The sequence below is a fragment of the Flavobacterium sp. FlaQc-57 genome, assembly GCF_044007395.1.
GTDB lineage: Bacteria > Bacteroidota > Bacteroidia > Flavobacteriales > Flavobacteriaceae > Flavobacterium.
In genome coordinates, this window is record NZ_JBIPDA010000006.1 from 330,967 (window position 1) to 343,573 (window position 12,607).

Here is a 12,607-nt window from a genome sequence, read left to right on the forward strand (position 1 = left end):
AATAAAACATGTAATTGTGATAAATAATAAAAAGAAATTAGTTGTTTTAACCGGAGCGGGAATTAGTGCCGAAAGCGGGATTAAAACCTTTCGCGACAGCGACGGTTTATGGGAAGGTCACGATGTGATGGAAGTTGCAACTCCTGAAGGCTGGCATAAAAATCAAGAATTGGTTTTGGATTTTTACAATAAACGCAGGGCACAACTTAAAGATGTTGAACCGAATTTGGGTCATCAAATTTTAGCTGAGTTAGAACAAGATTTCGATGTACACATTATTACACAAAATGTTGACGATTTACACGAACGTGCGGGAAGTACAAAGGTTTTACATTTACATGGAGAATTACTTAAAGTACGAAGTACAAAAAATCGTGATTTGATTCTGGATTGGTCCGACGATTTATACACCGGGGACCTTGATGAAAACGGACATCAATTGCGTCCTCACATTGTTTGGTTTGGCGAAGATGTTCCTGCGCTTGAAGAAGCTATTTCGATTGTTGAAGAAGCGGATTATTTTGCTGTAATAGGAACTTCATTACAAGTGTATCCAGCGGCAGGATTGATTTCATACACTTACAGTATTACACCGGTTTTCTATATTGATCCAAAGCCAATTGCGATTCCGAATATTCAAAATAAAGTGGAAGTTATTGCAAAAATTGCCTCAGAAGGAGTTTCAGATTTAAGAGAACGATTAAAATCAATTTAAAACTACGAATTGACTATTTGATGACCTCTAATCGCTAAATTCTGTTTATATTTGCACCTTTCGAAAAACAACATAACAATGACTACTTTAAACGAATTGAATGCTATATCTCCAATTGACGGTAGATATAGAAGTAAAACTCTTTCTTTGGCACCATTTTTCTCTGAAGAAGCGTTAATAAAATACCGCGTATTAGTTGAAATTGAATACTTTATTGCCTTGTGCGAAGTACCTTTGCCACAACTTCAAGGTGTAAATTCAAATTTATTTGACAGTTTACGAAACATATATAAAAATTTCTCTACCGAAGATGCTCTTTGGATCAAGGAAACTGAAAAAGTTACGAACCACGACGTAAAAGCTGTTGAATACTTCATTAAAGATGCTTTTGAAAAATTGGGTTTATCTCAATATAAAGAGTTCATTCACTTCGGATTAACATCACAGGACATTAATAATACGGCAATTCCGCTTTCTACAAAAGATGCTTTTGAGCAAGTTTATATGCCATCATTAATTACTTTAATTTCTAAATTAAAAGAATTAAGCGTAGAATGGAAGGACATTCCGATGTTGGCACGTACACACGGACAACCAGCTTCTCCTACTCGTTTAGGAAAAGAAATTTTGGTTTTTGTAGAGCGTCTTGAAGAGCAGATGCGTTTGTTGTTCAATATTCCGTTTGCTGCTAAATTTGGTGGAGCAACAGGAAATTACAATGCACATCATGTAGCGTATCCGCAAATCGACTGGAAACAATTTGGTACTAAATTCGTAGAAACTGATCTTGGTTTGCACCACTCTTTTCCAACAACTCAAATTGAACATTACGATCACTTTGCTGCATTTTTTGATGCTTTAAAAAGAATCAACACAATTATCATCGATTTAGATCGTGACATCTGGACGTATGTTTCAATGGATTATTTTAAACAAAAAATCAAAGCAGGAGAAATTGGATCGTCTGCAATGCCACATAAAGTTAATCCTATTGATTTTGAAAACTCAGAAGGAAATTTAGGAATTGCAAATGCTATTTTCGAACATCTTTCGGCTAAATTGCCAACTTCAAGATTACAACGTGATTTGACTGACAGTACTGTTTTAAGAAACATTGGAGTACCAATTGGTCACACAATTATTGCTTTTGAAGCATCATTAAAAGGATTGAATAAATTACTTTTAAACGAAGCTAAATTTGCCGAAGATTTAGAAAAAAACTGGGCTGTTGTTGCTGAAGCAATTCAAACGATTTTACGTCGCGAGGCATATCCAAATCCATACGAAGCATTAAAAGGTTTGACAAGAACAAATGAAGCTATTGATAAAAAAGCTATTCATAATTTTATTGCAACTTTAGAAGTTTCTGATGCTGTTAGAGCCGAATTAATGGCTATAACTCCTAGTAATTACGTAGGAATTTAAATAAAACCTAAAATATTTTCTCAAAAAAAGCTATCTTTATCGATAGCTTTTTTTATTTACAAATCTTGTTAGGAAATTAGCCAAAATAACAATAAAAGCCTGTTATTAAAAAAATCTATTTTTTTTGAGAAAAGCTTGAAACAGAAAACTGGATTAGCTACTGAACAAACAAATACCATTTTATGATTGCCTTAAACGCCGCTGCAGAAACTACACACCATTTACAACCACTTATTAGCGACTTAGGATTAATCCTGATGACCGCAGGGATTGCTGTTTTAATATTTAAAAAATTAAAACAACCCCTTGTTTTAGGATATTTGATTGCGGGTTTTTTGGCAGGAAATCATTTTGACTTTTTCCCTTCGATAACAGACATGAAAAGTGTTGAAGTTTGGGCTGAAATTGGAGTTATCTTTTTATTGTTTAGTTTGGGACTCGAATTTAGTTTTAAGAAATTGATGAAAGTTGGAGGAACATCCTCCATAACCGCCATAACTCAAATTTTATTCATGACGCTCATCGGTTATTGTGTCGGACAATGGATGGGCTGGGCGAAAATGGATAGTATATTTCTTGGAGCGACGCTCTCGATTTCCTCAACCACAATTATTATTCGTGCCTTTGATGAATTGGGTGTTAAAGGAAAAAAATTCGCCGGAATTGTTTTTGGTGCCTTAATTGTCGAAGACATTGTGGCTATTTTGATGTTGGTTTTATTGTCAACGATTGCGGTTAGCGATCAGGTTTCGGGCGGTGAGTTATTACAATCCGTTTTAAAATTAATTTTCTTTTTGATCATATGGTTCTTGGGCGGAATTTTTATTATTCCGACAATCCTTAAGAAAGCAAAACATCTATTAACAGATGAAATGCTGTTGATTATTTCGTTAGCACTTTGTTTAATGATGGTAATGTTTGCGGCAAATGTAGGCTTCTCGCCCGCTCTTGGCGCTTTTATTATGGGATCTATTATTGCAGAAACTACTCAGGCAGAAAAAATCGAACACTTGATTCAACCTGTAAAAGATTTGTTTGGCGCCGTTTTCTTTGTATCAGTTGGTATGTTAATCAATCCGGATACTTTGATCACTTATATGCTGCCTGTTGCACTTATAACACTTATTACTATTTTCGGGAAAGCATTTAGTTCATCAATTGGAGCTTTGCTTTCAGGACAACCACTTAAACAATCTGTTCAAACTGGTATGAGTTTGGCGCAAATTGGTGAGTTCTCATTTATTATTGCAACTCTTGGAATGACGCTTAAAGTAACCAGCGGTTTTTTATATCCAATAATAGTTGCTGTGTCAGCGATTACCACTTTTACAACTCCATTTTTAATTAAATATTCTGATCCATTTTCTGGATATTTAGAACGAAAACTGCCTAAAAAATGGATTAAAAATATCAACCGTTATAGTGTGAATGCCCAAGCTATAAAATCTGTAAGCACCTGGCAAATTGTACTTCGCGCTTCTATAACGCAAATCATATTACACACGATAATTATTACAGCTATTATTCTATTATCATCAAAATTTGTGGCCCCTTTAGTGGCAGAGACTCGTTTTGGAAATACTTTGGCTGCATTAATTACTTTGGTTGTAATTGCACCGTTTTTATGGGCTCTTTCTTTGCGACGTGTAAAGGTTAATGAAGTGGAAACATTATGGGAAGAACGAAAATATCGTGGCGCACTTTTGATGCTGATTTTAATCAGGATGAGCCTTGGTTTGTTTTTTGTTGGTTTTTTATTGAACATCTTCTTCTCTCCTTTAGTTGCTTTTGTGGCTTTGATTATTGCGATTGGAGCTTATCAATTGTTTCCAAAAAAGTTAAACGAACAATATCATAAAATTGAAAATCACTTTTTAAAGAATCTAAACGATCGTGAAAACAAAAAAATAGACAGAAGATACGCTAATTTAATGCCTTGGGATGGTCACATGTCTATTTTTGACATTGGTAAAGAATCTAATCTTGCCGGTAAAACTTTAGAAGAGTTACGTATTAGGGAAAATCTCGGAATCAATATCGCTTTTATCAGGCGTGGTGAAGTAACAATTCCTATTCCGACAAAAAACGAACGTTTATTTCCTGGTGACGAAATATGTGTAATTGGTACCGATGAGCAAATTACACAGTTTACTAATTACTTAGAACATGAGGTTGAAGCCACTAAAAATGAAGAAGAATCTGAAATTGTATTGCGCCAGTTAGAAATTTCCGGTGAAGATTTTATACACAAAAGTATTGGTCAATTTAGATCAAAAACAGGCGGTCTTGTCGTAGGACTTGAAAGAAATGGTAATCGAATTTTAAATCCGGAATCGCATTTAATATTAGAAAACAATGATATTATCTGGGTTGTTGGTGATAAAAAACGAATGAACGAATTGACCAAAAAGAGTGTTAATATACCTTTGTAAAGGCACTAAAGCGCTAAGTTTCTAAGACACTAAGAGTTTTATCTCTTTTTAGTCTTAAAAAACTTAGCGCCTTAGCAATTTAGAAGCTTAAAAAAACTTATTTATTAGGTTGCGGTGTCATACGCAAATAAGGTTTTATAGGCGTGTGTCCTTTTGGGAATTTCGCCGGAATATCACTGTCTGGAATAGCAGGCGCAATGACCACATCTTCTCCATCTTTCCAGTTGGCCGGAGTTGCCACACTATAATTTGCAGTAAGTTGTAAACTGTCGATAACACGAAGCAACTCATCAAAATTTCTTCCTGTTGAAGCTGGATACGTTAACGTTAGTTTTATCTTTTTATCAGCACCAATTACGAAAACGGAACGCACTGTAAATTTATCACTTGCATTTGGGTGCAGCATATCGTATAAATTAGCTACTTTTTTATCTTCGTCAGCTATTATCGGAAAATTAACTGTTGTATTTTGTGTTTCGTTAATGTCTTTGATCCATTCTTTATGAGACTCTAAACTATCAACACTTAATGCAATTACTTTTGTATTTCTTTTTTTAAATTCCGGAACATAGTTCGCTACTGTCCCTAGTTCAGTAGTACAAACAGGAGTAAAATCTGCGGGATGCGAAAATAAAACTCCCCAAGAATCGCCTAACCATTCATGAAATTTAATTGTTCCTTCAGTGGTTTCTGCTTGAAAATCCGGAGCTATATCGCCTAATCTCAATGTTGACATAATTATATTTTTTAGTTCATCTAAAATTAGTCAAAAAAAGGACAAAGAAAACATGGATTTTCTAAAAAAAAGTTAAAATTCTATTTTATCTATCGAACTACTATTTCAACTAAATAAAACTCTCGATAAGATACCAAATGGCAAGGGTTACAAACGAAATTGGTATTCCAAAACCAATCATCATACTGCTTAATTTTGGTTTTAAACCATAAGTCGAAGCTAAAATTGCGCCTGTTATCATAGGCGCCATAGCTACTTCCATAATGGTAATTTTTATCGCCTCTGAATGTTGTTTAAAGACAAAAACATACAAAACCAAAATTATAAACGGAGTCACTATAAGCCTGAAGAAAAGTCCTAGTCGTAAAAATCTCCAATGCTGGCTTCTTCGATCAAAAGTAAGTTGTAATCCGACCGATAATAAAGCTAGTGGAGTAACCAAACTTCCAACTTTCAATAAAAATGCCTGAAGATTTACCTCTAAATCATATTGAAAAACATTCAATAAACACGCAACAACAAACGTAATAAAAGGCGGGAAAAAGATTATTTTTTTGAAAATACTAAAGGCATCCGGACTTCCTTTTGAATAAAAAGCGGCCACAAAAACACCCAAAGTGGAGACCACAACAAAGGTTCCGGGTTGATCAACAAGAATCGCAGTTTCTAAACCTTTTTTACCAAATAAAGCTTCAATTATAGGATATCCAAGAAATGAAGAATTACTTAATCCGGCTGTGAGAATTAGACATCCAATTAATTTATTAGACCACCCTAATCTTCTGCCTAAAAAGTGGAAAAATACACAAGCTAATAAAAAAGCAATCCACCCAGCTGCAATTGGAAACAACAATTCATTGCTCCATTTTATTTTCGGAATATGATATAAAGTAATCGCCGGTAAACACAAATAAATTACAATCTTATTTAATTGCTTATAAATATGTGTTGGAAAACGCTTTACTCTTTGTAAAACTAATCCAAGCGCAAGGAAGAAAAATATTAAAATAAAATTACTCATATAGATGGTTCCGGACAAAAATAAACATTTATGGAATGCGTTAAAAAATTAAATTTTAGTTAAAAACTTTTTTATTCCCATAAACCTAACTACATTTGTAATATATTTTATTACAGTATGATTTCAGGTAAATTTGCAATAACGACTCACATTCTTACTTTGCTCACTAAATTTCCAAATGATTATTTATCATCGGAGTTTATTGCAGGAAGTATTAATCTGAACCCTGTTTTGGTTCGAAAAGAAATTGCCAATTTAAAAGCACATCATATTGTAGAAAGTAAAGAAGGTAAGAATGGCGGGACAAAACTGTCCATTGATGCTTCGAAAATTACATTAAAAGAAATTTTTGAAATGACTTTTGAAAACATTAATTTAGGTTATGCAAAAAATCAGCCTAATCCGGACTGCCCTGTGGGGAAAAAAATCAATCAAAACTTAAGTTCTTTATATGCTGAAATGAATCAAAAAGTTAGTTTACAACTAGAAGGAATTACATTAGAAGATTTTTCTAATCAGTTCTAAAACTATTTTTTTACACCAAACTGTAACATTTTTTATTACTAATAAATCTATATATTATGAAAATCGCAATTATTGGAGCAACAGGATTTGTAGGCTCAGCAATTTTAAACGAATTAGCAAACAGAAACCATGACATTACTGCCATTGCAAGAAATCCAAAAGACATAACAAATGCAACTTGGAAAAAAGCGGACATTTTTAACGTTGATGCTTTAACAGAAATTCTAAAAGGAAATGACGTTGTAATTAACGCTTACAATTCAGGGTGGACAAACCCAAATATTTACGATGATTTTATTACAGGATCAAAAGCAATTCAGGAAGCTGTAAAAAAATCTGGCGTGAAACGTTTTATCACAATTGGTGGAGCAGGAAGTTTGTTTGTAGCTCCAGGTTTACAAGCAGTTGACACACCTGATTTCCCAAAAGAATATCATGCCGGCGCAACTGCAGCAAGAGATTATTTGAATATTATTAAAGACGAAAAAGAACTGGATTGGGCATTTTTTAGTCCAGCTTTCGAAATGCACCAAGGTATTACAACAGGAAGAACCGGAAAGTACCGTTTAGGATTGGATAATCCGGTTTTTAATGACGAACAAAGAAGTATTCTTTCTGTAGAGGATTTAGCTGTTGTTATTGCTGATGAAGCCGAAAATGCTAAACATCATCAAGTTCGATTTACTGCGGCATATTAATTTTTTTTTTTAAGAAACCAAGGTTCTGAGATGCTAAGAATCTAAGTTTTTTTCTTCTACTTATAAATACATTTTTTAACAAAAAACAGTTTCTAAGATACTATTCTATTTTTGAAACTGTTTTTGTTTTAAGTACTTTTACATGATCAAAAAGTACATTTTGTCAAGTTCAAAAAAACAAACAAGCAGTTTACAAGAGAAAGCTGGAATTTCGCCTCCTGAAATCACCAATGTTTCTGCTATCAATCAAATTAAAAAAAACAGAAGACAACAACCGTCTTCTACTGAATTAATTGATGGGATTTTAAACGGAAACAGAACAGCGCTAAGTCGTTCTATTACTTTGGTCGAAAGCACAAATCCTGAACATGCCGAAAAAGCAAATGAAGTCATTAACGGCTGTTTGCCTTATGCTAATAAATCTATTCGAATTGGAATTACGGGAGTTCCCGGCGTCGGAAAAAGTACTTTCATCGAAGCTTTTGGAAGTTTCCTGACACAATTGGGTAAAAAAGTAGCTGTTTTAGCGGTTGACCCAAGTAGTTCGCTTTCACACGGAAGTATTTTAGGAGACAAAACCCGTATGGAAGAATTGGTAAAAGATGAAAATGCTTTTATCAGACCAAGTGCCTCTGGTGAAACTCTTGGCGGTGTAGCACGTAAAACCCGCGAATCTATTATTTTATGTGAAGCAGCTGGCTTTGACACAATTATTATTGAAACCGTTGGTGTTGGACAAAGTGAAACTGCTGTTCACAGCATGGTTGACTTTTTCTTATTATTAAAAATTTCCGGTGCCGGCGATGAACTTCAAGGCATTAAACGTGGCATTATGGAAATGGCCGATGCAATTGTGATCAATAAAGCTGACGGCGACAATATTAAAAAAGCGAATCAGGCGAAACTGGAATTCAATAGAGCTTTGCATTTATTTCCTCCTAAAAAATCGAACTGGCAGCCCAAAGTGACTACTTGCAGTGCCATTACAAAAGATGGAATTCTAGCAATTTGGGATACTATTTCCCAATATTTTGAACTTACTAATGAAACTGGTTTCTTCCAGGAAAAAAGAAAAGAACAGAATCATTTTTGGATGATGGAAACCATTAATGAACAATTGAAATCAAACTTTTATAATCAGCCAAATATCATTTCGCAACTAGAACAAAACAAAAAAGCAGTGCAAAATGATGAAATATCACCTTTTGCAGCTGCTCAAGAGTTATTGAAATTGTATTTTAATAAAGGTTCAAAGTAGCAAAGGTTCAAAGCGACAAAGTTTTTTACACTCTGTTTCTTTGAACCTTTGCCACTTTGTCTCTCTGAACCTATTTTTTTCTCAACTTATACTTATTCTCTTTATATAAATTCCCTGCTGTAATTACATGTGCCAAAGCATCTTTTGCTAATTCTTCATTTAATTTAACCGGAATTAAAGTCGTATCATTTTTGATTTCAAATTGTAAAGGTTTCAAATTTGGCTGCATAATTACAACTTGATTTTCAACTCTAAATGCATTGATGTCATTAAACTGCATGATGGATCTTCCTTGAACTTTTGGATCTAATTTATTTAAATTTCTTCCTACCATTGGCGTTTCAAAAGGCATGCCTAAGTAGCCCAATAATGTTGGCGGAATATCAATCTGGCTTGCTAATTTATTATAAACTGCTCCTTTTTGAACTCCTGGTCCCATTATTAAAGCAGGAATATGAAACTTATTAATTGGTACTAAATTCTTTCCGTACGTTCTTGTATTATGATCTGCGATTACGATGAAAATTGTATTCTTGAAATAAGGTTCTTTTTTAGCCATTTCGAAGAATTTCCCGATAGAAAAATCGGCATATTTCATTGCATTATTTACCGTTGCAGGTTTTTTATCATAAGGCTTGATTCTTCCTTCCGGATATTCAAATGGTTCATGATTTGAGGTCGAAAACATTAATGAGAAGAATGGTTTATTGCCTTTTGCTTTAAAATAATTATTAGCCTTAGTAACCAAGTCTTCATCAGAATAACCCCAGGTTCCTTTAAAAGCATATTTGTTTCCATCCGACTCAAAATCTTCCTGATCTACAATATCCTGAAAACCATTTCCATTGAAAAACGAAGCCATGTTGTCAAAATTTGCCATTCCGCCATAAATGAAACTGGTATCATAACCTTTTTGTTTCAAAGCATCAGCCAACGTAAAAAATCCTTGTTGTGAGTTTCCTAATTTTACCACACTTTCAGATGGCGATGGCAAAAATCCGGTTACAACCGCTTCAATTCCACGAACACTTCTTGTTCCTGTGCAATACAAATTGGTAAACAGCAATCCTTCTTTCGACAATTTATCGAACTCTGGTGTTAATGGTTTTCCGCCTAAAATCCCAACATATTCAGCTCCTAAACTTTCTTGTAGAAAAATCACCAAATTGTATGGCTTTTGTAAAACAGTATCAGGTTGCTGCACGTGCAGAAACGGAATTTCAGCATCTGTAAAGTCATTTGGTCCTGCAATCATGTATTTTTTTACACGAGCTATTGCTTCGGCTTCATCCATTTTACCGTACATCTTGGTGTTTCCTTCATTTTTAATCGAATAAGCAGCAAAAGCTACCGTATAAAATGAATTCAGTCCTAAAGTATTCGTTAATTGATCTGTTGAAAACACTGCGTTACTAGCATTAATTGGTCGTTTTGAAACCAAACTAGAACGTGCTCCAAAAAACAATAAAAAAGCAACTAATGGAAAAAGCATTAGTTTAAACTTATATTCTGTACTAGTTGTATAAAAATACTTCTTCCCTTTTTTGAAGGCAAAATATAAGACAACGCCCAAGATTAAAAAAGTCACAATGATAGAAGTCAAATAACTTTTTAAAAGCATTCCAACTACTTCTTTTGGATAAATTAGATAATCTAAAAATATCTTGTTTGGACGTGTATCGTATTGTTTTACGAAATCTGGTGTCGCCAATTCTACAAAAAGAATTAGAAACAAAAACAAAAAGCTATAAATTACAAGGAATTTATTGGTAAACTTCAGCCATTTATTTGGCAAAAAAGTAATTAAAACTGCCGGTAGAAATGACAAATAACAAAGTAAAATTAAATCCATTCGAAGACCGATTGGAAAAATATACCAGAAATTTGGAGTTTCTACTACTCTTTCTTTAAAAAGAAAAAATAAAAATATTCGGCTTAAAGTAGTAATTAGCAATCCGATTGCTATAAAATTAAAAATAGGTTTTAAATAACTTAATTTCTTCATTAGATATTTTTTGTTTGAGAGAGATCGTAAAAATGCACTATTGTGCGTCTCTATTCTTCGTAACGTTTTATTTCTCTATCGTAAAATTCATTTGCTAAAACAATTAAGCCTTCCATTTCAGCATTTAATTCAGCTTCATCAAGATCTTCAGCTTCTTCCATAAACTCCACCTCATCATCTTTTAAGTTAATGATGAATCTTGGGTAATCAAGATGAATGATGAAAATATCATCTGGAAAATCAGTATTGTCTCCGAGTAAAAATTTAGGTAATTCCATATTATTTATTTTTTTGTTTTGATTCTTTTCTTGCCACTGATTAAAATGATTTCTTAAATAATCTTTAAATCCCGATAACTATCAGTAGTGGCTAATTTTATTTTAGAAGTTTCAAATTTAAGTATTTGAAACTGAATTATTGATTAATTTTTTAGTCAGGTAATGAAAGCGAATGTATAGAAATATTGCTGCTGATGTTAATCCTGCTAAAAGTCCAATCCAAACTCCTTCTGCTTTCCAAGGCGTATATTCTGCCAAATAATATGAAATTGGAAAACCAATAATCCAATAGGCAACAAAGGTGATATACATAGGGATTTTTACATCTTGCAATCCGCGTAATGCTCCTAGAACGACAACCTGAATTCCATCAGAAATTTGAAAAACTGCTGCTATTAAAAGCAATTTTGAGGCAATACTTATTACTTCGGTATTGTCTAAAACCTGTCCTCCGTTTTCCATATTCAAAAATATGTGTGGTAAAAAATCGTGGAAAGCTACAAACAAAATTGCAAAAACGGTTTCTATTACAATAGCCAGTAAAAAGATAGAACGGGCCACAACAACTAAGTTTTTAAAATCCTGTAATCCTCTTTGATTACTAACTCTAATCATCGAAGTTACGCTTAATCCCATGGCAAACATAAATGTCATTGAGGCTAAACTTAATGCAATTTGATTGGCCGCCTGACTGGTTTTACCAATATTACCGCAAAGCCAAATTGATGCTGTAAACAAAACTACCTCAAAGAGCATTTGCATTGCTGATGGAAATCCGATACTTATTATTTTTTTTAATGTCTCTTTTTTAATTTCTGCAAAACTGAAATTTTTGAAAAAACGCTTTAAATCATCTCTTCTTGAAAGCATTATATGCATGAACATTACAAGAAATATTCTTGAAATTACTGTTCCAAGTGCTGCACCAACAATTCCCATTTTTGGAAAAATCCAAATACCGTAAATTAAGACATAATTCATTCCGACATGCAGCACATTTGCCATAATCATAGCATACATGGAATATTTTGTCAACGAAAGTCCGTCAGCAAATTGTTTGTATCCTTGATATACAATTAAAGGAATCAATGAAAAAGCTACCCAATCCAAATAAGGTTTTGCAAGTGCAATAACATCAGCCGGTTGTTCCAGTAATTCCATTATTGGCTTTGCTAAAACAATTACGCCAAAAAGTATTAGTCCTAAAATGATACACAAAAACAATCCATGATGAAACGCTGAACGAATTTTACTGTCATTTTTCTCAGCATCACCTTCAGCAACAATTGGTGTAATCGCTGTAGAGAAACCAATTCCTAACGACATTGCGATAAAAATCATACTGTTTCCTAATGAAACGGCTGCCAGTTCTGTACTTCCTAATTTCCCAACCATTATGTTATCGACAATACCAATTAAAGTATGGCCTACCATTCCTAAAATAATAGGGTATGCTAATCTTAAATTATATGAAAATTCTTTTGTGTACTGCTTTAAATTCACTTTTACTCTTT

At 33.5% G+C, this 12,607-nt stretch carries 11 protein-coding genes; 6 read left to right on the top strand and 5 right to left on the bottom strand.

Going from position 1 to position 12,607, the window contains the following annotated elements; genetic code table 11:
• Window positions 1-16 precede the first annotated feature (16 nt).
• The 3 genes from ACHRVZ_RS18675 (at window position 17) to ACHRVZ_RS18685 (ending at window position 4,572) form a co-directional block, all read left to right on the top strand.
• Window positions 17-715 carry an SIR2 family NAD-dependent protein deacylase gene (locus ACHRVZ_RS18675; protein ID WP_395424396.1) on the top strand — a complete coding sequence of 233 codons (699 nt, stop codon included), beginning with the start codon at window positions 17-19 and terminating at the stop codon, window positions 713-715.
• A gap of 78 nt (window positions 716-793) precedes the next feature.
• Window positions 794-2,140, top strand: a complete 1,347-nt coding sequence (gene purB, locus ACHRVZ_RS18680) for an adenylosuccinate lyase (protein WP_395424397.1) — start codon at window positions 794-796, stop codon at window positions 2,138-2,140.
• A gap of 182 nt (window positions 2,141-2,322) precedes the next feature.
• Complete coding sequence (locus tag ACHRVZ_RS18685) at window positions 2,323-4,572, top strand: cation:proton antiporter (RefSeq protein ID WP_395424398.1); 2,250 nt, start codon at window positions 2,323-2,325, stop codon at window positions 4,570-4,572.
• A 97-nt stretch (window positions 4,573-4,669) separates the two neighbouring features.
• Here the strand turns inward: ACHRVZ_RS18685 and ACHRVZ_RS18690 are convergent, their stop codons facing one another.
• On the bottom strand, window positions 4,670-5,308 hold the full coding sequence (locus ACHRVZ_RS18690; protein ID WP_395424399.1) for a peroxiredoxin: 639 nt from the start codon (window positions 5,306-5,308) through the stop codon (window positions 4,670-4,672).
• 109 nt (window positions 5,309-5,417) lie between these two features.
• Window positions 5,418-6,329 carry an AEC family transporter gene (locus ACHRVZ_RS18695; RefSeq protein WP_395424400.1) on the bottom strand — a complete coding sequence of 304 codons (912 nt, stop codon included), beginning with the start codon at window positions 6,327-6,329 and terminating at the stop codon, window positions 5,418-5,420.
• A 117-nt stretch (window positions 6,330-6,446) separates the two neighbouring features.
• On the opposite strand from ACHRVZ_RS18695, the gene ACHRVZ_RS18700 reads away from it, so the two are divergent.
• The 3 genes from ACHRVZ_RS18700 to meaB all read left to right on the top strand — a co-directional run bounded on the left by ACHRVZ_RS18700 (window position 6,447) and on the right by meaB (window position 8,810).
• Window positions 6,447-6,854: an Rrf2 family transcriptional regulator gene (locus tag ACHRVZ_RS18700; RefSeq protein ID WP_395424401.1), complete on the top strand. Its 408-nt coding sequence runs from the start codon at window positions 6,447-6,449 to the stop codon at window positions 6,852-6,854.
• 56 nt (window positions 6,855-6,910) lie between these two features.
• Window positions 6,911-7,552, top strand: a complete 642-nt coding sequence (locus tag ACHRVZ_RS18705) for an NAD(P)-dependent oxidoreductase (protein WP_395424402.1) — start codon at window positions 6,911-6,913, stop codon at window positions 7,550-7,552.
• Window positions 7,553-7,712: 160 nt separating this feature from the next.
• The gene (gene meaB, locus ACHRVZ_RS18710; protein WP_395424463.1) at window positions 7,713-8,810 is read left to right on the top strand and encodes a methylmalonyl Co-A mutase-associated GTPase MeaB; all 1,098 of its coding nucleotides are present in this window, start codon (window positions 7,713-7,715) and stop codon (window positions 8,808-8,810) included.
• A gap of 70 nt (window positions 8,811-8,880) precedes the next feature.
• On the opposite strand, the gene ACHRVZ_RS18715 is transcribed toward meaB, so the two are convergent.
• The 3 genes from ACHRVZ_RS18715 to ACHRVZ_RS18725 form a co-directional block, all read right to left on the bottom strand.
• Window positions 8,881-10,815, bottom strand: a complete 1,935-nt coding sequence (locus ACHRVZ_RS18715) for an LTA synthase family protein (protein WP_395424403.1) — start codon at window positions 10,813-10,815, stop codon at window positions 8,881-8,883.
• Window positions 10,816-10,865: 50 nt separating this feature from the next.
• The gene (locus ACHRVZ_RS18720) at window positions 10,866-11,093 is read right to left on the bottom strand and encodes a hypothetical protein (protein WP_055095484.1); all 228 of its coding nucleotides are present in this window, start codon (window positions 11,091-11,093) and stop codon (window positions 10,866-10,868) included.
• Between the two features lie 117 nt (window positions 11,094-11,210).
• Complete coding sequence (locus ACHRVZ_RS18725; protein ID WP_395424404.1) at window positions 11,211-12,596, bottom strand: MATE family efflux transporter; 1,386 nt, start codon at window positions 12,594-12,596, stop codon at window positions 11,211-11,213.
• Window positions 12,597-12,607: the final 11 nt, after the last annotated feature.

Coding starts and splice junctions, on each gene's coding strand:
- ACHRVZ_RS18705 (WP_395424402.1), top strand. CDS start 6,911: ATGAAAATCGCAATTATTGGAGCAACAGGATTTGTAGGCTCAGCAATT.
- ACHRVZ_RS18685 (WP_395424398.1), top strand. CDS start 2,323: ATGATTGCCTTAAACGCCGCTGCAGAAACTACACACCATTTACAACCA.
- ACHRVZ_RS18690 (WP_395424399.1), bottom strand. CDS start 5,308: ATGTCAACATTGAGATTAGGCGATATAGCTCCGGATTTTCAAGCAGAA.
- ACHRVZ_RS18695 (WP_395424400.1), bottom strand. CDS start 6,329: ATGAGTAATTTTATTTTAATATTTTTCTTCCTTGCGCTTGGATTAGTT.
- ACHRVZ_RS18700 (WP_395424401.1), top strand. CDS start 6,447: ATGATTTCAGGTAAATTTGCAATAACGACTCACATTCTTACTTTGCTC.
- ACHRVZ_RS18715 (WP_395424403.1), bottom strand. CDS start 10,815: ATGAAGAAATTAAGTTATTTAAAACCTATTTTTAATTTTATAGCAATC.
- ACHRVZ_RS18720 (WP_055095484.1), bottom strand. CDS start 11,093: ATGGAATTACCTAAATTTTTACTCGGAGACAATACTGATTTTCCAGAT.
- purB (WP_395424397.1), top strand. CDS start 794: ATGACTACTTTAAACGAATTGAATGCTATATCTCCAATTGACGGTAGA.